This window comes from Streptomyces sp. NPDC054794 (assembly GCF_053611585.1).
In genome coordinates, this window is record NZ_JBSHAQ010000027.1 from 63,888 (window position 1) to 86,680 (window position 22,793).

Here is a 22,793-nt window from a genome sequence, read left to right on the forward strand (position 1 = left end):
CGCCAAAACCCGCGCATCGACCGCTGCGGTAGAAGCAGCGGCCGACCAGAACGTCCCGAACGGCAGCTCGCCCTCAACGGTCGGCAGGGCGCGCCGCTGACAGGGGTCCGTCGACAGCCGCGGCTGACGCCGCCCGCGGCCGTCACGCAAGGCGACGTTGGCGACTCCCACTGACACACCCCGCGGCGAAGTCGGTGGCGGGCTCAGTGGCGTAACGGCTCATCGTTTGGATGCTCGCCTGTGGGGTCAGTGCCTGGCCGTCGGCCATCACGTCCTGTAGATCCCGGAAGTACTGCACGTACAGGTCCGGCGTGAAAGTGCTGAGCATGACGGCCGGCTGGTCGGTCACGTTGGCGAATGTGTGCGGGGCTCCGAGCGGGACCATCACGAGCGTGCCCGCGGTCGCGTCGTAGTCGTTCTCTCCGACGGTGAACCGCACCGTGCCGGAGATGATGTAGAAACCCTCGTCGTGCTGGGCATGACGATGCTGCGGCGGTCCGGGCGTGTGCGGCGCGAGGACGGACTCGGCGATCCCCAGGCGGTGCCCCGTGTTGCTGCCGTCCTCGAGGACACGCATGCACGTAGTGCCCAGGAGGATCGTCTCCCCGTCGCCCGGACCGACCACCGACACGGCGGGGTCGGCCATCGGCTCACGGGCCTTTGATTCATCAGTCATGCGTCGATTCCACGGCCGGGGCGCTGCGACTGTCCAAGACTCATTCCGTGACCTCGATACCGTACGGGTATCGTCGCACCATGGAGCTACGCACGCTGCGCTATTTCGTGGCCGTCGCCGAGGAGCTCCACTTCGGCCGGGCCGCCGCCCGGCTGCACATGAGTCAGCCCCCGCTGAGCCGGGCGATCAAGCAGCTGGAGACCGAGGTCGACGCCGCGCTGTTCGACCGGTCCTCCGCCGGTGTCAGGCTCACTGCGGTGGGGGCGGTGCTGCTCGATGAGGCGCGCGCCCTGCTCGACCAAGCCGACCGGGCACGCGCACGCGTGGCCGCAGCGGCCGGCGCCGCGACCATCACCGTCGGCATCCTGGGGAACAGCACCGACCCGGGCGCAACCCGGCTGGCCCGCGCCTACCATCGACGGCACCCGCGCGTTGAGGTCCGCGTCCGCGAGACCGACCTGACCGATCCCACCTGCGGGCTGCACGCCCAACTGGTCGACGTAGCCCTGACCCGCGGGCCGTTCGACGAGACCGGCCTGACCGTGCACGAGCTGCGTGCCGACCCGGTGGGCGCGCTGCTGAGCGCCGACGACCCACTGGCCCGACGCGACAGCCTGAAGCTGGCCGACCTGGCCGACCGCCACTGGTTCCGCTTCCCGGAGGGCACCGACCCCCTCTGGCAGTCCTACTGGAATGGCGGAGAGCCGCGCGAGGGTCCGGTGGTGCGTGCCGTCCAGGAATGCCGGCAGGCCGTTCTCTGGAACGGCACGGTCGGACTGACTCTCCTGGACCACGAGCCGGCAGAGGGGCTCGCTGTGGTGCCGCTGATCGACATGCCGCCGAGCCGGGTGGTGGTGGCCTGGAAGGAGGGCGACACCAATCCCCTGATCCGCTCGTTCCTCCAGACCGCGATCGCCGCCTACCACGACTGAGCACCTCATCCGCGGCCCGACGGCACAGCCAGCACAATCGTCATACCGTGCACGACCATCAGTCTCGATCCTCAAGATCGTGCTACAGGCTCTGAGAGTCCGCGGTTTCGCGAACAATTCCGCGTAACCATGAGCACCGACCGGGCAAATCCGGGCGATCACGAGCATCGGTGACGTTCCGTAGCCGCAGGGCAGCCCTTCCCCCACCCAGGCGTGAGTTCGGCCCAGTCGCTCTCGCGGATTCCGGTGCCCCTGAAGGACCCCACTTTCGGTCCGGGCCGCCCCCGCTCGGCCGTGGGCCCGGCCAAACGATCACCACACCCCGACGGCACGGGAGCGTTTTTTCGAAGACTCACGCACCAGACTCGACAAAATGGCCCTGGCATCCCTTATGTCATCAGGATCGACAAACCGACTGCTGGTCGCGGGCGGGAATCTGCGGAGAAGATCGTCCGTCAGCGGTTGACTTCGAGGTTCGTCAGGACGAGCAGAGCGCGCAGGAGTTGGGTGGCGCGGGCCGGGTGGTGCTGCGTTCGAGGCGCGGCACCCAGATGGCAACCTTGTTTGCGGGAATCGTGACCACGGCCGCACAGTTGCCTGTCGCCACCGCGCTCGACGGCGAGCTGGTCGTATGGGAGGCAGGCCGGCTCGCCTTCGAGCGGCTGGCTTCGTCGGTGTGACGCGCGAACGGTAGACGCCGAGTTCAGGCAACAGATGTTGATCAAGCGGGTCCAGAATGTTGTCGAGTTCCGAGAACGGCTCGCCGAGAAACGGCGTTGTCAGTGGGTTCTGCCAGGGTGTGCTTCGTGGATGAACTGGTGGAGCGTGTCGATTGCCAAGATCGTGTCCTGGGGGTGGTCACACGTCGGCAGGCCATCCGGGAGGGTTGGCTGCATCGCATCGCCTCGACGGTGTGTCGTGATGAGCGTGGCCGGATCCTCGTCCATCGGCGGTCGGAGCAGCTGTCGCGCTTTCCCGGGCTCTATGAGGTCATGGTCGGTGGCGCCGTGGATGTCGGCGAATCCTATGAACAGGCTGCCGCGCGGGAGTTGGCCGAAGAGCTGGGCATTCGTGGCCTGCCGCGCTTGCTGTTCACGTTCATCAACCGCAGTGGCTTGAGCCCTCACTGGCTCGGCCTGCATGAAGCCGTGGTTCCGGACGCCGTGGCCCCCGATCCCGATGAGGTCGCCTGGCATGGCTGGCTGACCGAGTCGGAGCTTCACTCGGCCCTGTTGGAGAGGCGCTTCACTCCCGACAGCCACGAAGCCTTCAGCCGGTATCTCGCGTTCCGGACCGCGCAGTCCTGACCTTTCTCGCCTCTTCGAGCGGGCCCCTCAGCCCAGGGACTGTTGTTCGGCTCGGGCGCGAGTGGTCGCGAGGCGGTAGGAGTCGGTGCCGGTCTCGATGATGTTGCCGCCGATGCCCGCACGCCCGAAACACTCCCGGGATGACGATGGAACTCAAGGCCCTACACGTGCCGTTGCGTGCCCAAGCCCCCTGAGCACTCAGCAGCGGAGCCGGACTCCGGTGTGTCCGGGGGTCCGGCTCGTGCGCTCTGCTGGTCAGTTGGGGGCGATCCACCAGTTGCCGCCGCAGGTGGCCGTCGGGCCGGACAAGTCCTGACCGGCGTACCAGTGCAGTGTTCCCCAGGCGACGCAGCCGTTGTTGTTCCACTGAGCTCCCACACGCCAGGCGTCTTGCGGGCTCGGGAGGGCGTGGTTGATGTTGCCCACGTACCAGTCCTTGGAGCTCGTGCCGAGATTCCAGAAGATGGCGTAGTGGCCACCGTCCGAGGCAGGCGAGCTCACGACGAGATTGATCAGGTCCCCACCATAGGTGGCCCTGTACCCGCTGTCCCACTGGAAGTGAGCCCAGACCGTACCGCAGCTGGTGTCGTACATCTGCTCGACCTGGCCCGCGTAGCGGCCGCGCGTTCCGAAGACGTTCCCAGGCTGACCGATGTTGATCAGGTTGACGCCGCAGGCCGTCGCCGCGGTGCCGTGCGCAGCCGCCTTGGGCAGGTGGGTGAGCACCGTGCGGTGGCTCGTTTGGGTGGTGGGCTTCGCGGCACTGGTAGTCGCGTTGGCGGTCCCCCCGACGCCGAGGGTGGCGAGAACCGCGAGGCCGGAGGCGCCGACTGCTACGACACTCTTGCGCATATTTCCCCCTGGTAGGTGACGGCCCGCGGTGCGCTGGCCGGCTCTGGTCGTGAGGCGCGATATACGCCGTCACAGGCTTCGTCTGCGAGCAGTTGCTCGTGGCCGAAGTCGTGTTCCACGATCGACCGTCAGTACCCCAACGGATAGGCTTTTGCGTGAGCATGCAAAAGGTCTGTCGCCCGCTCGCCGGCACAAGGGGGATGCCAGGTTGATACGGATCAGTCTCTCGACGGACGACCTCGAGCGATTACAGGTCGCCGACACACCTGACTTCGGCTACGAGCTCGCGCTGGGCGGGGCTCAACTGGCCGACAGGACCTCCAACCGGAGACTGGCCGGGTGGCGGCTGGAGGTCGCCAGCCGCTGGAACCCCGCCCACAGCAGACTGTTCGACCTGTACACGCGCCTTTACATTCCGGCGTTCTTCGATCAGGTCACCCGCGCTACACCGTCAGGAATCGACCCTGAGTCCCCGCCAGCCACCGCTCATCTGCGCGACCTGGCCCGATCCGGCGCCCTGACTGCGTTCACCCGCGCGCTTGCCGACGGACACATGGGCGCGGTGAACACGCTCAACCACATACTCACCAGCCTCCGCGCCACGGCCCTGGACCCCTACCGTCGAAGAATCACCTCGGCCGTCGCCACCGCATCAGCCAAGGCAGGAGTCCGTGCCGCGCTCGGCGGCACCGACGACATGCTGAACTCCCTGCATCCATCGATCCGCTGGGACGGCAGAGAACTGCGCCTGAACACTCTCGTCGACGCGGAAGAGTCCCTGGAAGGGCGGCCCTTGATCTTCCAGCCCACAGCGCTGGCCACCCGGATCATGTTCGACCCCCTGGCCGACTCGGTCACCGTCAACTACCCCGCTGCCGCCGGCACCATCACCCGCGACCCGGAACTCGGCGCCCCGCCCCCTGCCCTCATGTCCCTTCTCGGCACCACCAGGGCGGCGGCCCTGGTCACCGTGGTCAGGACACCAGCCCTGACCACCGGACGGCTCGCGCTGGCTCTCGGCGTATCAGCCGCAGCCGCCTCACGACACGCCTCCGCCCTCCGCGACTCCGGCCTCATCACCACCATCCGCAACGGCCAAACCGTCCACCATACCCCGACTCGACTCGGCATCGACCTCGTGCACGGATCAATCGGGGCAACCACCCCGAGCACGGCACAGAGCGGTGGCCAGCTCCTGCGCCAGGCAGCACGAGGAGGGTGTGTCCAGCCAGTGGTGTAACTCGGTTGTCGGGTTCTCTCGTAGGACTCCGTCAGGTCTTCCTCCCGGGCCTGTTCGGGTGCAGGTTGGGTGTGTGGACACACATGAAGTGAACCGTGTCCGGGCGACGTTGGCGTTATACGTCGCTGATGTGTTCGCGTCCGTGCCGCGCAAGGACCAGCGGGTCAAGGGTGACTGCTATCCGCGGGGACTGATGCTGGACGGTCGCCGCAAGTCGATCCAGGCGATGGCCGCGCGCTTGGCGGACGGCAACGAGCAGAACCTGCAGCACCCCGGACGATCCGCATCTCTTGTGCTGAGCTGCGGGGTTGCCAGGTTCGATGAGAACACTCGGCCCGGGATTCTCAGTGCATCTGGTTTCTGCGGAATCCACGGCGGGCTCGTGATCACCAGGGGACGACGCCGTCGTCCTCGAAGAACGAACCGGTCGGGCCGCCGTCGGGCAGCGTGGCGAGCCGGATGGCTGTGGTCGCGCCCTGTTCAGGAGTGCGGGGCCCTTGGAAGCCTGTGAAGTCGGTCGCGACCAGGCCCGGGCAGGCGGCGTTGATCAGGATGTTCGTACCGGCGAACCGCCGGGCGTACTGCACGGTGAGGGCGTTGAGGAACGACTTCGACGGCGCGTAGGCCGCCATGATCGGCCCGATCTCGATGTCCGGGTCCGATTGCCGGGTCAGGGAACCGACGCTACTGGAGACGTTGACGATGCGTGGCGAGGCCGAGCGCCGCAGCAGCGGCAGCATCGCGTTGGTCACCCGGACGACACCCATGACGTTGGTGTCCACGACCGTGCGGAGCACCTCCAGGTCGAGCGCGGTCGGGTCCTGCACCCACCCCGGGTCCATCTCGCCCGAGATGCCGGCATTGTTGACCAGGGCGTCCAGGCGCCCGGCCAGCCGTTCGATCAGTTCCGCGGCATCACTGACGCTCTGGTCGTCGGTCACGTCCAGCGGCACCCCGAACGCGTCCACGCCGGCGGCGCGCAGCTTCTCGACGGCGGTTTCGCGTCGGGCCGCGTCGCGGGCTCCCACGCCCACGCGGTACCCGAGGCTGCCCAACCCGGCCGCGATCTCGTACCCGATGCCCTTGTTCGCGCCGGTCACCAGCGCGATCATCGTTTCGCTCATGCCGATGATGTTGGCTCGCGGACGAGTGGCGCGGCCAACACCGATACGGTGTCCTGTCATACCTGCCAGGTATCACCGCGTATGCTGCGGCTGTGGACACCCTGGAGACCCGCGAGCTGAGGTACTTCGTGGCCGTCGCCGAGGAACTGCACTTCGGGCGCGCCGCCGAGCGCCTCGGCATGGCCCAGCCGCCGCTGTCGCGGGCGATCCAGCAGCTCGAACGGCGCCTCGGGGTCTGCCTGCTGCAGCGCAACCGCCGTGGTGTCCGCCTGACCGGTGCCGGAGAGGTGCTGTTGCACGAGGGCCGGGCGGCCCTCGACGCGACCGCTGCCGCCGCTCGCCGCACCCGGCGCGCCGGCGGTGCCGACAGCCCTGGCGGCCCCCGCGGTCGGCTGGTCCTGGCGGTGAAGGCCGCCGCGTCGCACGAACTGCTGCGGAAGCTTCTCGACGCCTACGCGGCCGAGCCCGGCAGTGCCGAGATCGAGGTGCTGCCGTGTGGCATCTGCGAGCAGGAAGAGCTGCTGCGCGACGGACGTGCTGATGTTGCGCTCATGCACGCGCCGTGGAACTCCCTCGCGGGGTTCGACAGCGAGGCACTGACGACCGAGGGGCAGGTCGCCGTCCTGCCTGCCGGGCACCCGCTCGCCGCCCGCGAGACCTTGTCCCTGGCCGATGTCAGGGACGTCCCCGATCTGCCGCTCGCCCGCTGGCCCACCCACGGCACCTACGCACCCGGCCCGGGCCCCGAGATCCACAACCAGACGCAACTGGCCCAGTTGATCGCCCTCGGACGCACCGTGGCGGTCGTCCCCGACTCCGCCCGCTCCTGGCTGTGGGCCGAGCACACGGCCGTCCCCCTGACCGACGCACCTCCCGTCGTGACCCACATCGCCTGGCCCGCCCACAGCCGCTCCCTCGCCCTGGCCGGCCTGATCCGCACGGCCGCACGGCTATGACCAGCTCCTGCCCCCATCGGCCACCACCCGGGACAGCTCACGCGCCACCAGCGCCGGCGAGACCGAAGAAGCAGACCCGCCGGACCAGATCATCTGGGACGGCGAGCGAATCGGACCGGATTGTCCGGTCTCAACGCAGGTGCGCGGGGGTGCTAGGGAAGCAACCCGGCTGTCTTACTCTTCGCCAAGGCTGCCGCTGGTGAGGCGGCGGCGTGCGGCTTCAAGGCGTTCGGCGTAGTCGGTGGCGAAGATCCCGGGAAACGTCCTGTCCAGGGTTCCTGCGATCTCGGCCAGATCCAGCGGGTCGATCTCCCAGCCCTCGGCTTGCAGCTGCCGCACCACGTCCGATGTCCAGGGTCGTGTGGAGGATCACCAGGTTGGACAGCAGCGAGGTGAACTGCACGTCCTTGTCCTGCTCGACCGGGTCGTTGTGCGCGAGCATGCCCCGCTGCCCGAACCGCACCCAGTCACTGAAGCCGTTGAACGCCTCCACCTTGTTGGTGGCGGCCGTCACCTGCCACCAGGAGAAGTTCGTGCGCGTCCCGCAGCCACACACCGTCCTTCCAGAGCGCGAAGGCGGCCAGGACGGACGGGTGGTACTCGCGCAAGAAGGAGCGGAACTGGTTGGGTCTGCCGAGTTCGCGGCACCAGCTCGTCCCACGGGCCTCTGGCTTTGGGGGAGTTCGGACGGCTCCGGTTTCACAAGAGGTGACCGCGGACACGGCGCCTGTCTCCGCCCGCGAGGCCACCGCACCGTGAATGCGATGAACGATGGACCGGGGGCCCGCCGGGGGAGGTCCCGCTCCCGCGTCGCGATGCCGAGCGTACCTGCCAACGACGCGTACGGATACGGGTACCCTCGCGCTCGCGAGGCGTTGCGGGCGCGGTGATGACCTCGGCAAGCAGCACAGGCCCGTCGTGGGACCGCGGAGTTCAGGGGCTGGTCGGCCGGCGAGGCGGTGGGACGGTGCGGAGTAGTTCCCACAGGGGACGTGAGCCGGCCGCCCACACTCCGAGGGTGTGGCGGTCGACCACGTGGAGGCGCTGTTGCTTGCGAAGGCCACGGCGGGTGCGGTGACCCGTCCGTTGGTGATGATGACCGCGATGTCGGCGCCGTGGACCTGGCGGGCGGTGCCGTTGAGGACCTGGAGGTCCGGTGTGCCCACTGAGGAGCCGGCCAGGCCGTTGCGGCGGTGTTTGCACTGGATGACCCAGCGTCGCCCGTAGGGGTCGGTGGCTGTCACGTCGGCGCCTAGGTCTCCGCCGCCCCCGACGCGGACGGCATCCTTGCAGCCGTCACGGTGCATCAGATCCCGTACCGGCCCTGCTGGACGCCGACCTGCCTCTCGCCGAGAGCGTCATCTCGGCCGACTGCAAGGTCGACGACCTCCAGCGTGACCTCGAGGAGCGGGCCATCGCCACCGAACTGCGGACCGTCGTCACCTCCCTGCGCATGAGCGCGGACCTCGAGCGCTGTGGCGACCTCGCCGCCCACGTGGCCAAACTCGCCCGCCTGCGCTTCCCCGGCCACACCGTCCCGGACGGCCTGCACCGCACCATCCTGGAGATGGGACAGCTCGCCCAGCGCCTGATGGCCCAGGCAGCCGAAGTACTCCTCACCCAGGACATCGACGCCGCCCTCCAACTGGAACGGGACGACGACCGCATGGACGAACTCCACCGAATGATCTTCCAGCACCTGATGGACGACCGCTGGCACCACGGCGTCGAGACCGCCGTCGACGTCACCCTCGCCGGCCGCTACTACGAACGCTTCGCCGACCACGCCGTCGCCGTCGCCCAACGTGTCGTCTACCTCGTCACCGGCGAACACGCCGACGACTACATCCCCGACACTCCGCTTTCACCCTGACCGACCCGTTCAAGGATCGCAGTCGGCGAAGCAGCAACCCGGCAGGGGACAACGCACGCTCCTGATGCTCAGCGCGCGGGGGCCGGCGCCCGGGTGTGGAGTCCCCCTGAACCTCCAGTTGGCGCTGCCGGACTGTCAGGGCCGGATGGGGAGGTTGGCCTCCCATCCGTCGAGGAGTCGCTCGAGCCCCAGTTGGAAACCGTGCTCGGCACTGTCGGCCGCGTGGGGAAGTTCGGCGTCACGAATGACTCGGGCGAGGAGTGGATGGCGCCCGGCCCTGACGACTTTGTCGAGGTAGGGCGCGTGGGCGTTCATCCATTCCTGGATGCCGACTCCGGAGCGCCGGACGGCTTCCTGCTGGGCGAGCTCGCCGATGGCGTAGCCGCGGACGAAGGCCTGCAGCGTGTTGACGACGGTGATCATGACGTCGATGTCGAAGCCGAGGGGATCGAGGGCGGCGAGTGCGTGTTCGATGGCGTCGAGGGAGTTCGGTCCAAGCGATGGGCGCCCTGCCGCGAGGGAGGCCATCCAGGGGTGCCGGTGGAAGGCGGCCCGGGAGCGATGGGCCAGTGTCCGCAGGTCGCCGCGCCAGTCGCCGGTGGGGGCAGGCGGGCCGCCGTCTTCGGCCGCTACGGCGTCGAGCATGAGGTCGAGCAGGTCGTCTTTGGATGCCAGGTAGCGGTAGAGCGAGGCTGTGCCCGTTCCCAGTTCCTTGGCGACGCGCCGCATGGACAGTGCCTCGATGCCCTCGGCGTCGGCGATCGCGATGGCGGTGGCGGTGATCTCCGCCCGGGTGCGTGAGGGTGCGGGGCCTTTCGCGGCCCGCTCCGGCCGGTTCCAGACCACCGTGGGAGCGTCGTTCATCGGGTTTCCCTCCTCACTACTGCGCTCACTGTTCGCAGTAGTGCTATCGTAAGCGCCAGTACTGCGAACACTGTATCCGAGTAGAGCGTGTCCAGTCGAAAGGGAAACCACCATGACCACTCCCGTCACGATCATCGGCGCCGGGCTCGGCGGCCTGACCCTCGCCCGGGTCCTGCACCTGCACGGCATCCCCGCGACCATCTACGAAGCCGAGACATCGGCGGACGCCCGCACGCAGGGCGGCCAGCTCGACCTACACGAGTACAACGGCCAGCTCGCCCTCGAAGCGGCCGGCCTCACCGACGAGTTCCGCGCGATCATCCACGAAGGCGGCGAGGCCGTGCGCGTGCTCGACCAGCACGGCGCGGTCCTGCTCGACCAGCCCGACGACGGCACGGGCGGGCGCCCCGAGGTGCTCCGCGGAGACCTGCGTCGGATCCTGCTCGACTCGCTGCCCGGCGAGATGATCCAGTGGGGACACAAGGTCACCGGTGTCCGCCCCCTGGGAGGCGGAAGGCACGAGCTGGCGTTCGCCGACGGGTCGACCGTGACGACCGGCCTCCTCGTGGGCGCGGACGGCGCCTGGTCGAGGGTCCGGCCGCTGCTGTCCGACGCGAAGCCCGAGTACGTCGGCACGTCGTTCATCGAGACCTACCTGTACGACGCCGACCAGCGCCACCCCGCGGCGGCCAAGGCCGTCGGCGACGGTTCCCTGTTCGCCGTCACGGCCGGCAAGGGGATCCTCGGCCACCGGGAGGCCGACGCCGTTCTGCACACGTACGTCGCGCTCAACAAGCCGCAGGACTGGATCGCCGCCATCCTCGCCAGTCCCGAAACGGCGGCGGCCCAGGTCGCGGCGGAATTCACCGGCTGGGCGCCTGAACTCACCGCACTCATCACTGACGGGGAAACCGCCCTCGCCCCGCGCCCGATCAGCGCCCTGCCGATCGGCCACCGCTGGGACCGCGTTCCCGGAGTGACGCTGCTGGGCGACGCCGCCCACCTCATGTCACCGTTCGCCGGGGAAGGCGCCAACCTCGCCATGCTCGACGGCGCCGAACTCGGCAAAGCCATCGCCGCACACCCCGACGACATCGAAGCCGCCCTGGCAGAGTACGAGCAGGCCCTCTTCCCCCGCAGTGCCCGGTTCGCCGCCGAATCCGACCAGAACCACCAGCTCATCTTCGGCGACAACGCCCCCGCCGGCCTGCTCAACCTGCTCACCGGCCAGGAACCGACCGAGTGAGCAGGGCCCACAGATCCGCGATCGTGTGCCGCAGGCGTCGGTCTGACCGCCCCCACGGCCAGCACCCGCACGGACAAGCCGCTGCTGACGTTGAAGCAGATCGCCGCCGCGTTCGGCGACGTGCCGAGCGATCGCGCCGACGCTGGGGCGTGCGTACCGCCCCAGGGAGCGGACGGAGGCGTGGCGGCAGCGGGCCAGCAGCATGGGGGTGGAAGCGGCCAGGAGACCGTCAAGACGTTCGTGTCCTGCATGCTCGGCAAACTCGGGCTTCGCGACCGCGTTCAGGTTGGTCGTGTACGCCTGCCGCCGGGGGCTGGTGATCTGATGGGGGTCCGCACAGCGGCCGGCCGTGCGGCATCGAGGTGGTCGCCTGGACGTGTGGGGGAAGCGGCCGGACGGCGTCGGCTACGACGGCGCCCCGCCCATGGCCAGCGCGGTTCGTGCCAGATCGCGCAGCCAGGCGTGGGCGTGGTCGGTGTCGTAGCGCTGATGCCACGACAGGTATGTCGGTGCCGACGGCAGTTCGAGCGGGAGGGGGAGCACGCCCAGGCCGAGGTCGGCGACCGCTGAGCGCGTGGTGGCTTCGGGGACGCTGATCAGGAGATCGGAGGCGCGCGCGAATTCCAGCGCGGCTGCTTCCGTGGGCGCGGTCGCCACGACGCGGCGGGTGAGGCCGAGGCGCGCGAGGGCGTCGTCGAGGGCGTTGCTGAGGTTTCCGCGTCGCGAGACGGTGACGTGCTCGGCGGAGGCGTACTGCTGTGCGGTGACGGTTCTGACGCGGGTGAGGGGTGTCCCTGCCGCACGACGATGACGAGGCGGGTCTCGCCCACGTTCTCGGCTCGGATGTCCGGTGCGCTCAGGCGGTTGGCGTTCGCCTCCAGGTCGACCTCGCCGCGCCGCAACTCGGGGGGGTCGGTGCTCGAACGGATCGATGCCGCTGTCCAGGGCGACGCGCGGCCGGTGCAGCCCGAGAACTCAACGATCGCACTGGCTCTGCTGGACGAACGACGCAGCAACCTCGCCCAGGCCAGAGTCCGCGCGGTCAACCAGCTCCACGCGCTGCTGCGAGCCCTCCTGCCCGGAGGGGCGCCACGCGATCTGTCCGCGGCCAAAGCCGAGCAGCTGCTGGAGACGGTCGTCCCCGTCGGCCCCGCCAGCTGCCGTCCCAGTGAGCCAATTACCGCGACCATGTTCCGCTGGCGCGCGTGTACAGCCGCAAGCCCCGTCATCCCGGCCGACGGCCACACCACGGTCGGCGCCAGCCCCCGCACCTGGTGCATCACCTCAGGCGCCGCCAGGATTCGCTCAGGGTGCAGCGCGCACGCCAGCACACCGAGCACAACGGACTTGCCCACCCCCGGATTCCCGGTGAACATCCGCAGTCCCCCAGCGCTCTCCGCCCCCGGCAACTGCAACCACTCCGCCAGCAACCGGAGTTGTTCAGCACGCCCGTGGAAATGCGGCGCAGCGCGGTCACGGAAGTGATCCGCGTCGTACGCCTCCAGGAACGGCTGCAGGGAAGGCACCAGGCCCTCCCGAGAAAGGACCTGTGGGTCGTCCACGAAGTTCGTGTTACGGAACAGCTCCAACTCGGGTTTGCCATCCCTCTGCCCGACCGCAACGGAAGTCCCGCCTGTCGTAGCTGGTTGCGGACTGCGACCCGGCACCGCACCGCCCCGAAGGCATGGCGTGTCCTCAACCCACGGTTCGGGTTCGGACCGAAGTATTGAGTGGTTCGGTTGTCATGTCGACCGCTGCTCTGTTGAGGTTGAAGCGTTTCCGCAGAACCCGCGGGATCTACGCCTGGGCGAACCCCACAACCTCATGAAAGGACTCGACTGTGAGTTCCGACAACGAGCAGCCTTCCTTGAGGCATACGGTCGGCTGCCGTCCGGCCGCCCGGAGCGCCTTGCCGGACACATACCACTGTCGGGGGAACGCTGAACTGCCCTGAACCTCGGGGCCTGACGAACTCTTCACGTCGCACAGGCCGCTACCGCCGGTTGTGCGGTCGCGCGATTGCCCACGGGGGCCGGCCCGCACCTCACTGCGGCGAGCTGCACGCCGTCAACGGCGCAGTTCGCCATCCTGCCCATTATCCGTGACGACCCCCCGGGTTACGGATCTCTCGGCGGTTCACCAGACGGCGCGCCATTGATCTTCTACGTGTCGCCGCCCTCTGTAGCTGACCCCTCACTCCGCCCCGCAGCCGCCCATACGCCGGCAGCCCGGCATGGCGGTTTCCTTCGCGTGCCTGCGCGCTCGACCACAGCACACACCCCCACATCGATCAAGGAGTATCCGTGAACCCGCTCAGAACTCGCCGCTCCGCCCTGAAAACGCTGGGGTCGGCGGCTCTGCTGAGCGCCTCCGCCACCGTCCCGCTCGCTACGCCCGCTGTTGCGGACGAACGGCGGACGCACCTGTCCGTGGCGCTCGACTGGTACGACACAACGGCCGCGACCATCGCGGCGGCCGGCGTGGCTACCCAGATCACCAACAGCCGGACCTGGGCCATCAGCTGGCTGGCAGCAGCCCGAGCCACCCGCCAGGTGCCGCCCTGCGCAGACCGGAGCACGTTCCAGGACGCGGCCCTGGCATCCGCCGTGCACGACTGCCTGGTGGCGCTGGTCCCGTCCCGCACCCAGGAACTGGATACCGCTTTGCGCTCGACGCTGGACCGCGTTCCGGACGGACCGGCCAAGGCGAAGGGCATCGCGGCCGGTGCGCGTCAGGCACGGCTGATCCTGGCCTCCCGCGAGGGCGACGGCCTGGACCCGACCTCGGTGAACGCGCCGTTCACCGTGCCGCCGGCAGCGCCCGGTGTGTGGCGGCCGACCCCGCCCGACTACGCCCCGGCCATACAGTACGGCAATCGGATAGCAAGGCCCTTCCTGCTGAACACCCCCGACCAGTACCGGGTGCCCGCACCGCCCGCCCTGGACTCCGCGCGCTACCGCGCCGACCTGGCCGAGGTCCGCGCGTACGGGGCCGCGGACAGCACCGTACGCAGCAAGCGGCAGACCGAGACCGCCACCTTCTGGTACAGCACCTCCCTGACCCTGTACACCGAGCCGCTGCGGGTCGCCCTGGTCCGGATGCCGCAGTCCACCGTCGCACAGGCCAGGCTGGTCGCTCTGTTCCATGTCGCCCTGGTGGACACGCAGATCGCCACCTCCGACAGCAAGTACGCTCACCTGCGCTGGCGCCCCGTCACCGCCATCCGCACGGGCGCCATCGACCCTGATCCCCAGTGGACACCGCTGCACACCGCACCGGCCCACCCCGAATACCCCAGCGGCCACAACACCTACGCCGGTGCGGCGGAATTGGTCCTGCGGGCGTTCACGGGGCCGCGCACCGCACCGTTCGCGCTGACCAGCCCCACCGCACCCGGAGTGACCCGCACCTACACGGCCTGGAGCCAGCTCTCCCAGGACAACCTGGTAGCCCGCGTGTACTCCGGCATCCACACCCGCTCCGCCGACGAAGTCGGTCTCGTCCTCGGCAAGCAGGTCGCGGCGCACACGCTGCGCAATGCCGCCCGCTTGTGGCTGAGCCAGCCGTAGGACTGACGGAGGGTCCAGGTTCCGCAGTGTGGCCCCTGTCCGGAACTCATTGACCGGAGGGGTGGGCCTGGGCACCTGAGCCGACCCGGTCCCCGCAGGATCGTCAACCGCCGACACCGCCGTCCGACCCGCAACGCGGGCCAGTCCGAAAACACCCCGGACCTTGACCGGTCCGGGGCGTCTTGCGCCAGTGTCTCCCACCGCGATCCCAGGGACGCGGGCCTCCGCGCGCGGTGCCACCAGCACCGCGACTGCCTGCGCAACACGCAGAACAGCAGGTGGAACCGATGAGCCGGTCAGCTCGCCATGCCCCCCGATCCTGAAAACCGAATTCACAGGCAAATTCGTCAATCCGAGGCAACCAACACGCAGATGCATACATAGGTTCACGGGAAACAATTCTGTGAACCGACGCAACCAATATCCCACTTGTGCGTGATTCAAGGCATAGAACGCAGTTGACCGCTGCCGTCGACACGCACAGCACGTCCCCCGCGCACAGGAGGTTTCATGTCAGCCCTCAACGCACAGCCGCCGCATCGGAATCACGGGCCCGCAGGGTTGGGCACCCGTCGCCTCGGATCGGGTCTCGCCGCCTGCGCCCTCTCGCTCGCCCTCGCGGCGACCGCGACCGCTTGCCAGATCAAATCCGATGTGAAGGCATCAGCTTCGGGCAGCAAGGCGGAGCAGGTTCCGGCCGGCAAGGAGGGCTCCGGCGATCAGGGCGTCACGGACCCCACGCCGCAGACCGTAAAGGCCAAACCGGTCGCCACGCCTTACAGCGGCAGCAAGTTCGGTGGCGTCGTGGGCAGGCTGTTCAGCGACCTTCCCAAGGGGGAGACAGAAGGTTGCACCGCCACCGTGGTGAAGGATCCGGCGCACCCGGGCAAGTCGAACCTCGTCTGGACGGCGGGGCACTGCGTCCACGGCGGCAAGGGAGGCGCCTGGCACCGCAACATAACGTTCATGCCCGCGTTCAACGACAACGGACTTCCGGTCAGCCGCATCAAGGCCGCGGCGCCGGAGGACCTCGCCCCGTTCGGGGTCTGGAAGGCAGACGATGTCTCGACACCCTCCCAGTGGATCTCCGAGGGGAGCATCGGGGAGTCGGGCGACGGCATGCCCTACGACTTCGCCATTGTGCATGTGACGGGCGCCAAGGGGTCCAAGTCCCTTGAGGAGACGGTCGGTTCGGCCGTGCCCATCGACTTCGACGCTCCTCGGATGAAGGACATCGGGAAGGTGGCTGTGCGGGGATACCCCGATGCCATGCCGTTCGGCGGTGTCAAGATGCTCTCCTGTGAGGATCGGCCGACGCGCCTGACCATGAAGGCCGGCCAGCCGACGCTGTACCGCATCGGCTGCACCATGACGAAGGGTGCGTCGGGCGGCGGCTGGTTCATGGAGGGCGCGGACGGCAATCCCGTGCTGGTGTCGAATACCTGCTATGGCCACTTCAAGGGGGCGCGATGGCTGGCGGGACCGCACCTCGGCCCCGAGGCGAAGACCCTCTTCAGCACCATGAGCAAGAAGCACGCCGGCGCATAGGCCTGGTCGGGCGAACGGTCGTCGTCGGCCGGCCCAAGGCCCGCACGGCGGCGAGCATCTCGGTCCAAGACGCACGCCTCGTCTCCAGCGCCGCAGACAGCCGCTCGAAGCCGCATGAAACAGGCCCCCCGAAGGTTCGTTTCGGGGGGCTTGGTTTCCTGCGCGATGCGGCGCCCCCAGCCGAAGTCGATTTCAGGCTTCCGGCGGCATCCCATGCGCACGGCGCCTGCCTTCGACCGCGGGGTGGGTGTGCGGGCCGTGGTACAGCCGGATGCGGGAGATGGCCCGCATCGCGATCGGTCCGGCCACGGACAGGCGTCCCGAGCGTTGCCCGCTCACCGCCACGACCGGGTGTGGCCGCGTCGGCCCGCCCACATCCTGTGCTTAACCGCCGACGACTCGCCATGTGCAACACCCCGGGGGCGCGGGTGGGCAGGGCGACAATGCCAAGCCAGTCGCTGGTCAGCCTTGCCGGCGGAAGTCCATCATGTAGAAGACCTTGTCGTAGCGGTGGTCGCCGACCGCGACGAAGTCGGCGAGACGGCCGTATTCAGTGAAGCCCAGGGACCGGTAGAGGTGCAGGGCACTGGTGTTGTCACCACGGGCGTCCAGGGTGAGGACCTCGATACCCGATGCCCGGGCGTCAGCGATCAAGGCATCTGCCAGCGCCCGACCGATGCCACGCCCATGGGCAGCAGCATCTACCGCGATCTTCTCCAGATCGGCGTGTGGCCGATGGGTCGGTCGGGCGTAGCGCAGCCAGTACCCCAATCCCACAAGCCGACGGTCGAGGTAAGCGGCACGCAGGGCCGCATCCCCAGCCTGCACCGCAGAGATGACGAGGCCGAGCTGTTCCGCCACCTCGTCCCGAGAGGGTGGTTCGACCCAGCCCAGCGCAGCCCCTCCCCTGACCAGCTCCGCCAGGATCTGGTGGGCCGACTCCGCAAACCGGGCTTCCAGCTCCGAATCGGAAGTCAGTTCCTTGGCGTCGAGGATGGCGGGCTCAGTAGTCACAGTGCTGGTCATAGCCGGATTCATGACCGGCAGAATAGGGCTGTGATTGCAGATCTTGCCAGGTCGGGAGGCTGTCCGATCGGCAAGGTTGGCCGTCCAGCGGGTGATGGTGCTGCTGGCGCTCGCCGGGAGGGCACCGGGTTTCGGTGATCTCACCGCGGGGTGCAGGCCGATGAGGACCATGGTCAATCGAAGTAGTTGCGGTTCTGGCGCACGAAATCTGCAAAACCGATGGCTGCATGGCCCGTGAGGTCGGCCACGGTTGAAGTGACGGTCTCGGCACCGCCGTCGCGGTAAGCGCGGGCAACTCCGATGAGGGCATCGACGTGGAACTCCGGCATCCCGCGACTCAGCAGTGCCGCGCGCGCTTCGTCGTCCGGCAGGCCCACATAGCGCACCGACTTGCCGAGGACCTCGGAAAGCACTTCGGCGGCCTCAGCGTAGGTCAGCGCCTCCGGCCCGGTGAGGTCATAGACGCAGCCGTCGTGGCCATCAGTGGTGAGAACCCTCGCCGCAACGCAGGCGATATCGCCGATGTCGATGAAGCTTATGGGTGCAGTGATCAATGGGAAACTGAACTCCCCGACCTCGCGGACGGACCGCTGACGCAGGAAGTTCTGCAGGTAGAAGTTGGGACGCAAGATCGTCCAGGGCAAACCGGACGTAACCAGCGACTGTTCGACAGGCTGATGCAGCCGGGCGATCGGTGAGAGTCCCTCGTCCGCCCTCCAGACCGACAGCTTGACCACCCGGACACCCACCGCACGCGCGGCTTCCAGCATGTTGAGTTCGTGCGTCGTTTGGGCGGGGCTCGTTGCCCCGAGAAGGAATACGGCCTCGATGCCATCGAGCGCAGGAGCGATCGTGTCCGGCATGGCCAGATCGAGCGTCACTGCTTGACCGCCCGCTTTGATCACCTGAGCGGTGATGTGCGGATCACGGTAAGCCGCCCGCGCGGCCACGCCATCGGCATGAAGACGAGTGAGGAGAGCCGTTCCGACGTTCCCGCTCGCGCCAGTCACCAGAATCATCGTCACATCCTCCCAGGCGATAGCAGCGAACATGCCAAGAACCCGATCGCACCATCCTGGGTCCGTTCCTTTCGTTGGGCGGCGAGCACATCGGGATGGCGGGCGTGGGCGTTGCGCCAGCGCCGGCAGCCATGCGGGGCCGGGGTCTGCACAGGGTGGCTGCCGTGGCGGGAGTTGGCCAGGTGAACTGCCGCAGAGGACAGAAATGGGCCTCGATCGGGTTGGCCCGGGAGGCGTAGGTCGGAGTGAAGCACAGCTCGACTTGTTCTTCTTGGCCCGGCGGCGGATGTCGACGCCGGTGTAGGCAGAGAGGTTGTCCAGGATGATGTAGATGCGGGTCCGTCGGGTCGGGCCTCACAGTTCGGCCCTGACCGTGGAACAGCGGGCGGACTGCACGCAGTTCGGGCCCGCTATGGACAGGATCTCGACGGCACCCATGCGTACCCCGCTCCCGACGACGCGCCCGCCCGATTCCCCCGGTTCCGCGCGACGGACCTGCCCTCCGGCCGCGTAGAGCAGACGACGGATTCATCCACGGAGGGGACTGCACAGTGACATCGCGTGCACTCAAGGGGGCATCGAGGGGTGCCAGGGGGACGGCGATCGCGGTGACGGCGATGGCCGTGCTGACCGCGTCGCAAGCGCCGAGGGCGGTTTCGGCCGAGGCCGCGGAGCCCGCGCGGAGGGCGGCACCCACCGAGCACGGCCTCAGCGTGTCCGGCGACACCCCGTACCGCACCGGTCTTCCCCCGCTGCGGGCGCGGAAGAAGAGCTCGGCACAGGGCGTGACGGGCGGCGGTGCCCTGCCCGCGACCGTGTTCGCGGCGTACCGGCGTGCCGAGGAGGAGCTGGCGCGCAGCGCGCCCCGCTGCCGGCTGCACTGGCAGCTGCTGGCCGCGATCGGTCAGGTGGAGTCCGGGCAGGCACGGGGCGGCTGGGTGACCCCGGACGGTACGACCGTGAAGCCCATCCTCGGTCCGCGGCTGACCGGCGGCGCCTTCGCCGTCGTGGCGGACACCGACGGCGGCGCGTACGACGGGGACATGGTGTACGACCGCGCGGTCGGCCCGATGCAGTTCATCCCGTCCACCTGGGCCCGCTGGGGAGCGGACGGCAACGGCGACGGACGGACGGACCCGAACAACGTCTACGACGCGGCGCTCGCCGCCGGCCGCTACCTGTGCGCGGGCGGCCGGGACCTGTCGAACCCCGCCGACCTGGACCGGGCTGTCCTGGGCTACAACCACTCGGACACCTACCTGCGCACCGTCACGGCGTGGTACGCGTACTACCTGACCGGACATCGCGTGGTGCCGGACGCGTCCGACGGATCCCGGTCGGACCGGACGAAGAGGCCGAAGCCCTCGTCGCCGAAGCCCTCGTCGCCGAAGCCGTCGGACGACCGGAAGACGGGGCCTGATCCTTCGCGCACGCCGTCGACGTCGACCACCTCCCCCTCCCCCGGCCCGTCCCCCAAGGCCGGCGTCCCGAAGGAGTCCGGGACGGCGCGGGTTCCCCTCCCCGAGCCGACCCTGACGCTGCCCGGCGGCGGTGTGCTGCCCGACGCTGGGCCGCTGACCACCGGCAACGGCTGGAACACGATGCGCGTCACCCCCTCCACAACTGCCACTACTCGGCGGTAATGTCGCCACCCGCCGGAAGCACAGGACCGGCGGGTGAGTGCGAAGGGGCCCTCATGGCGACAGACATGCCTGCGGACACAGCGGCCGGGGACGAGCGTTGGCGGCGCGTCTGGAGCCATCGCGAGCACCTGCTCAAGGTGGCCCGGCGGCGATCCATGAGCCAGGAGGACGCCGAGGACGCCGTTCACGAGGCGATGCTGCGGGCCGCGGAGCGCCCGGACCTCGACGACGAGCGGCTCGGCGCCTGGCTGACGACGGTGACCATGCGGCTGTGCGTCGACCGGCACCGACAGGTCAACCGCGAGGCCGAGGTGGGCAGCCGCCCCACACTCGTCGCGCCGGGCCCGGTACCCGTCGAGGAGGCGGTGTGCGACCGGGCAGAGGCGAAGTGGCTCGCCGTGCGCAGCGGTGAGCTGCCCGCCCGGCAGGCGGAGGCGCTCCGGCTGAGGTCCGAGGACCTGGACGTGAGCCAGGTCGCGGTACGGATGGGGCTCAGCTACCGGACCGTCGAGTCGCTGCTCGCCCGGGCACGGCGGACACTGCGCGCCTCGCTGGCCGGGACGCTCGGACTGGTGCTGTTCCTGGTCGGGCGCGGGCGGCTGCGCGGGGGCACCCATGCCCAGGCGGTCGCGGTCACCTCGACGGCGGCGACCCTGGTGGTGGCGGGATTCGTGCTGCCGTACGCGCTCGACGGGGGCGGAAACGAGAACGGTCCGGTGCCACGGCCGGCGGTGTCCAGCGATGCGCAGGTCCTGCGCAGCGAGGCCACGGGCCGCGGGCACGCCCCCAGGACGCCCGCCCACTCGCCCCCGGCGCCCGGGGCTCGAGGCCGGACGCCGTCACCCGCCGGGGAAACGTCCCTGCCGCTGCCCGTGCCGCCCCTGCCGGACGTGTCCGCGTCCCCGCTCCCGGAGCTGTCGGCGCCGCAGGTCCCGCAGGTGCCCGAGGTGCCGAAGGTGCCGGGCCTGCCGACCGCAGTGCCGGGCCTGCCGACGAAGTCGGTCGCCTCGTCGCTTCCGTCGCTTCCCCAGGCCTCGGCCGTACCGACCGCTCCGCTCTCCGTCCCCGCCCCGAGGACGCCTTCGCGCATGCCGTCGCCGAAGCTGCCGTAGCACCCCGTACACGCGTCCGTAAAAAATTCTTCGTCCGCCGCGACGGACGCCCCTCCCCTGCCCGTAGAGCAGATGTCGGAGCTGCTCCACGGGCGAAGGGTGCAACCGGATGGGTATCGAGATCTGTGTGGAAGGGCTGACCAAGTCCTTCGGCCACCAGGTCATCTGGCAGGACGTCTCGCTGACGCTGCCCGCCGGGGAGGTCTCGGTGATGCTCGGTCCCTCGGGGACGGGCAAGTCGGTGTTCCTCAAGACGCTCGTGGGGCTGCTGAAGCCGGAGCGGGGCTCGGTGAAGGTCGCGGGCCGGGACATCACCCGCCTGCGCGAGCACGACCTGTACGAGGTACGGAAGCTGTTCGGCGTGCTGTTCCAGGACGGCGCGCTGTTCGGCTCGATGAACCTGTACGACAACATCGCCTTCCCGCTGCGCGAGCACACCCGCAAGTCCGAGAGCGAGATCAAGCGGATCGTCCTCGAAAAGATGGACATGGTCGGGCTGATCGGTGCAGAAGGGAAGCTGCCCGGCGAGATCTCCGGCGGTATGCGCAAGCGGGCCGGGCTCGCCCGTGCTCTGGTCCTGAACCCGGAGATCATCCTGTTCGACGAGCCGGACTCGGGCCTGGACCCGGTCCGCGTGGCCTACCTCAACCAGCTCATCGTCGACCTCAACGCACAAATCGACGCAACCTTCCTGATCGTCACCCACGACATCGCCTCGGCCCGTCAGGTCCCGGACAACATCGGGCTGCTGTTCCGGCGCGAGCTGGTGATGTTCGGGCCCCGCGCGAAGCTGCTGGCCAGTGACGAGCCCGTCGTACGGCAGTTCCTGAACGGCCGGATGCAGGGGCCGATCGGCATGGCGGAGGAGAAGGACGCGGCCCAGGTCGAGCAGGAGCTGGCCCAGATCGGCGAGGGCGGCCCGCCCGATGCGCTGACTCCCCGCCTGCTCCCCAGCCCCGGCATCACCCGCCCGCCCCGCTGGGAGGCGATCGCCAGACGCGAGGCAGAGCTGCACGGGACGGGGGTGACGGGCACATGAGATTCTCCCCGACGGGTGCGCTCCGGCACTCGGGCAACCTCTTCGCGATGGCACTGGACGTCGTCCGGACCCTCCCCCGGCGCCCCTTCCAAGCGCGGGAGTTCATCCAGCAGGCGTGGTTCGTCGCGAGCGTCACGATCCTGCCGACGGCTTTGGTCTCCATCCCCTTCGGGGCGGTCATCGCGCTACAGATCGGCAGCCTGACCAGGCAGTTGGGCGCACAGTCCTTCTCCGGTGCCGCGTCCGTGCTCGCCGTGCTGCGGGAGGCCTCGCCGATCGTCACCGCGCTGCTGATCGCGGGCGCGGGTGGCACGGCGATCTGCGCGGACCTCGGGGCGCGCAAGATCCGGGACGAGATCGACGCGATGCAGGTGCTCGGCATCGACCCGATCCACCGGCTCGTCGTACCGCGGGTGCTGGCGTCGATGGTCGTGGCCGTGCTGCTCAACGGCCTCGTCTCGGTGGTCGGTGTCGCGGGCGGCTACTTCTTCAACGTCGTCCTCCAACACGGCACTCCCGGCGCCTACCTGGCGTCCTTCACCACCCTCGCCCAGCTCTCCGACCTGTGGGCGGCGGAGATCAAGGCGCTGGTGTTCGGGGCCATCGCGGCGATCGTCGCCTCGTACAAGGGGCTGACTGCGCAGGGCGGTCCGAAGGGCGTGGGCGATGCCGTCAACCAGTCCGTGGTGATCACCTTCATGTTGCTGTTCGTGACCAACTTCGTGATGACTGCCGTGTACTTCCAGGTCGTCCCGCAGAGGGGGTAG

The 22,793-nt window shown here is 69.1% G+C and carries 18 protein-coding genes and 8 pseudogenes; 13 read left to right on the forward strand and 13 right to left on the reverse strand.

The window, feature by feature from the left end:
* Nucleotides 1-142: 142 nt before the first annotated feature.
* The gene (locus tag ACWGKT_RS26860; protein ID WP_453275729.1) at nt 143-676 is read right to left on the reverse strand and encodes a cupin domain-containing protein; all 534 of its coding nucleotides are present in this window, start codon (nt 674-676) and stop codon (nt 143-145) included.
* 80 nt (nt 677-756) lie between these two features.
* On the opposite strand from ACWGKT_RS26860, the gene ACWGKT_RS26865 reads away from it, so the two are divergent.
* Nucleotides 757-1,608, forward strand: coding sequence for a LysR family transcriptional regulator (locus ACWGKT_RS26865; RefSeq protein ID WP_453275730.1), 852 nt, complete (start codon nt 757-759; stop codon nt 1,606-1,608).
* An 806-nt stretch (nt 1,609-2,414) separates the two neighbouring features.
* Nucleotides 2,415-2,915, forward strand: coding sequence for an NUDIX hydrolase (locus tag ACWGKT_RS26870; RefSeq protein WP_453275731.1), 501 nt, complete (start codon nt 2,415-2,417; stop codon nt 2,913-2,915).
* Nucleotides 2,916-2,942: 27 nt separating this feature from the next.
* On the opposite strand, the pseudogene ACWGKT_RS26875 reads toward ACWGKT_RS26870, so the two are convergent.
* Together ACWGKT_RS26875 and ACWGKT_RS26880 are read right to left on the reverse strand one after the other, a co-directional pair.
* Nucleotides 2,943-3,038, reverse strand: a pseudogene (locus ACWGKT_RS26875) (IS21-like element helper ATPase IstB); the annotation flags it as partial.
* A gap of 132 nt (nt 3,039-3,170) precedes the next feature.
* The gene (locus ACWGKT_RS26880; protein WP_453275732.1) at nt 3,171-3,767 is read right to left on the reverse strand and encodes a hypothetical protein; all 597 of its coding nucleotides are present in this window, start codon (nt 3,765-3,767) and stop codon (nt 3,171-3,173) included.
* A 208-nt stretch (nt 3,768-3,975) separates the two neighbouring features.
* Between ACWGKT_RS26880 and ACWGKT_RS26885 the strand changes: the two genes are divergently transcribed.
* Nucleotides 3,976-5,007 carry a hypothetical protein gene (locus ACWGKT_RS26885; protein ID WP_453275733.1) on the forward strand — a complete coding sequence of 344 codons (1,032 nt, stop codon included), beginning with the start codon at nt 3,976-3,978 and terminating at the stop codon, nt 5,005-5,007.
* Nucleotides 5,008-5,080: 73 nt separating this feature from the next.
* Nucleotides 5,081-5,275 (forward strand): annotated as a pseudogene (locus tag ACWGKT_RS26890) (transposase); the annotation flags it as partial.
* A 118-nt stretch (nt 5,276-5,393) separates the two neighbouring features.
* Here ACWGKT_RS26890 and ACWGKT_RS26895 read toward each other — a convergent pair.
* Nucleotides 5,394-6,131 (reverse strand): SDR family oxidoreductase, encoded by a 738-nt coding sequence (locus ACWGKT_RS26895; RefSeq protein WP_453275734.1) that lies wholly within the window; start codon nt 6,129-6,131, stop codon nt 5,394-5,396.
* A 92-nt stretch (nt 6,132-6,223) separates the two neighbouring features.
* Between ACWGKT_RS26895 and ACWGKT_RS26900 the strand changes: the two genes are divergently transcribed.
* Nucleotides 6,224-7,087 (forward strand): LysR family transcriptional regulator, encoded by an 864-nt coding sequence (locus tag ACWGKT_RS26900; protein WP_453275735.1) that lies wholly within the window; start codon nt 6,224-6,226, stop codon nt 7,085-7,087.
* A 174-nt stretch (nt 7,088-7,261) separates the two neighbouring features.
* On the opposite strand, the gene ACWGKT_RS26905 is transcribed toward ACWGKT_RS26900, so the two are convergent.
* The 3 genes and pseudogenes from ACWGKT_RS26905 to ACWGKT_RS26915 all read right to left on the reverse strand — a co-directional run.
* Nucleotides 7,262-7,429, reverse strand: coding sequence for a hypothetical protein (locus ACWGKT_RS26905; RefSeq protein ID WP_453275783.1), 168 nt, complete (start codon nt 7,427-7,429; stop codon nt 7,262-7,264).
* Between the two features lie 55 nt (nt 7,430-7,484).
* Nucleotides 7,485-8,096, reverse strand: a pseudogene (locus tag ACWGKT_RS26910) (hypothetical protein); the annotation flags it as partial.
* Nucleotides 8,021-8,406, reverse strand: a pseudogene (locus ACWGKT_RS26915) (restriction endonuclease); the annotation flags it as partial. The pseudogenes ACWGKT_RS26910 and ACWGKT_RS26915, both read right to left, overlap by 76 nt.
* Nucleotides 8,407-8,408: 2 nt before the next feature.
* Between ACWGKT_RS26915 and ACWGKT_RS26920 the strand changes: the two are divergent.
* Nucleotides 8,409-8,960, forward strand: a pseudogene (locus ACWGKT_RS26920) (phosphate signaling complex PhoU family protein); the annotation flags it as partial.
* Between the two features lie 135 nt (nt 8,961-9,095).
* Here the strand turns inward: ACWGKT_RS26920 and ACWGKT_RS26925 are convergent.
* Nucleotides 9,096-9,824 carry a TetR/AcrR family transcriptional regulator gene (locus tag ACWGKT_RS26925; RefSeq protein WP_356149930.1) on the reverse strand — a complete coding sequence of 243 codons (729 nt, stop codon included), beginning with the start codon at nt 9,822-9,824 and terminating at the stop codon, nt 9,096-9,098.
* Nucleotides 9,825-9,936: 112 nt separating this feature from the next.
* Between ACWGKT_RS26925 and ACWGKT_RS26930 the strand changes: the two genes are divergently transcribed.
* Complete coding sequence (locus tag ACWGKT_RS26930; protein WP_453275736.1) at nt 9,937-11,070, forward strand: FAD-dependent oxidoreductase; 1,134 nt, start codon at nt 9,937-9,939, stop codon at nt 11,068-11,070.
* A 405-nt stretch (nt 11,071-11,475) separates the two neighbouring features.
* Here ACWGKT_RS26930 and ACWGKT_RS26935 read toward each other — a convergent pair.
* Nucleotides 11,476-11,993: pseudogene (locus ACWGKT_RS26935) on the reverse strand (LysR substrate-binding domain-containing protein); the annotation flags it as partial.
* Nucleotides 11,994-13,373: 1,380 nt separating this feature from the next.
* On the opposite strand from ACWGKT_RS26935, the gene ACWGKT_RS26940 reads away from it, so the two are divergent.
* Both ACWGKT_RS26940 and ACWGKT_RS26945 read left to right on the forward strand, forming a co-directional pair.
* Nucleotides 13,374-14,639, forward strand: a complete 1,266-nt coding sequence (locus ACWGKT_RS26940) for a vanadium-dependent haloperoxidase (RefSeq protein ID WP_453275737.1) — start codon at nt 13,374-13,376, stop codon at nt 14,637-14,639.
* Between the two features lie 510 nt (nt 14,640-15,149).
* On the forward strand, nt 15,150-16,187 hold the full coding sequence (locus ACWGKT_RS26945; RefSeq protein WP_453275738.1) for a trypsin-like serine peptidase: 1,038 nt from the start codon (nt 15,150-15,152) through the stop codon (nt 16,185-16,187).
* Nucleotides 16,188-16,403: 216 nt separating this feature from the next.
* On the opposite strand, the pseudogene ACWGKT_RS26950 reads toward ACWGKT_RS26945, so the two are convergent.
* The 4 genes and pseudogenes from ACWGKT_RS26950 to ACWGKT_RS26965 form a co-directional block, all read right to left on the reverse strand.
* Nucleotides 16,404-16,567 (reverse strand): annotated as a pseudogene (locus ACWGKT_RS26950) (IS630 family transposase); the annotation flags it as partial.
* Between the two features lie 82 nt (nt 16,568-16,649).
* Nucleotides 16,650-17,213, reverse strand: a complete 564-nt coding sequence (locus ACWGKT_RS26955) for a GNAT family N-acetyltransferase (protein ID WP_356149922.1) — start codon at nt 17,211-17,213, stop codon at nt 16,650-16,652.
* A 173-nt stretch (nt 17,214-17,386) separates the two neighbouring features.
* Nucleotides 17,387-18,265 (reverse strand): SDR family oxidoreductase, encoded by an 879-nt coding sequence (locus ACWGKT_RS26960; protein WP_453275739.1) that lies wholly within the window; start codon nt 18,263-18,265, stop codon nt 17,387-17,389.
* Nucleotides 18,235-18,585 (reverse strand): annotated as a pseudogene (locus ACWGKT_RS26965) (transposase); the annotation flags it as partial. The gene ACWGKT_RS26960 and the pseudogene ACWGKT_RS26965, both read right to left, overlap by 31 nt.
* Nucleotides 18,586-18,849: 264 nt before the next feature.
* Here ACWGKT_RS26965 and ACWGKT_RS26970 point away from each other — a divergent pair.
* From ACWGKT_RS26970 to ACWGKT_RS26985, 4 genes are all read left to right on the forward strand, one after another.
* Nucleotides 18,850-19,875: a lytic transglycosylase domain-containing protein gene (locus ACWGKT_RS26970; RefSeq protein ID WP_453275740.1), complete on the forward strand. Its 1,026-nt coding sequence runs from the start codon at nt 18,850-18,852 to the stop codon at nt 19,873-19,875.
* A 65-nt stretch (nt 19,876-19,940) separates the two neighbouring features.
* Nucleotides 19,941-20,987, forward strand: coding sequence for a sigma-70 family RNA polymerase sigma factor (locus tag ACWGKT_RS26975; RefSeq protein ID WP_453275741.1), 1,047 nt, complete (start codon nt 19,941-19,943; stop codon nt 20,985-20,987).
* 109 nt (nt 20,988-21,096) lie between these two features.
* Complete coding sequence (locus tag ACWGKT_RS26980) at nt 21,097-22,026, forward strand: ABC transporter ATP-binding protein (RefSeq protein WP_453275742.1); 930 nt, start codon at nt 21,097-21,099, stop codon at nt 22,024-22,026.
* Nucleotides 22,023-22,793 (forward strand): MlaE family ABC transporter permease, encoded by a 771-nt coding sequence (locus ACWGKT_RS26985; RefSeq protein WP_356149912.1) that lies wholly within the window; start codon nt 22,023-22,025, stop codon nt 22,791-22,793. Before ACWGKT_RS26980 ends, ACWGKT_RS26985 begins: the two co-directional genes overlap by 4 nt.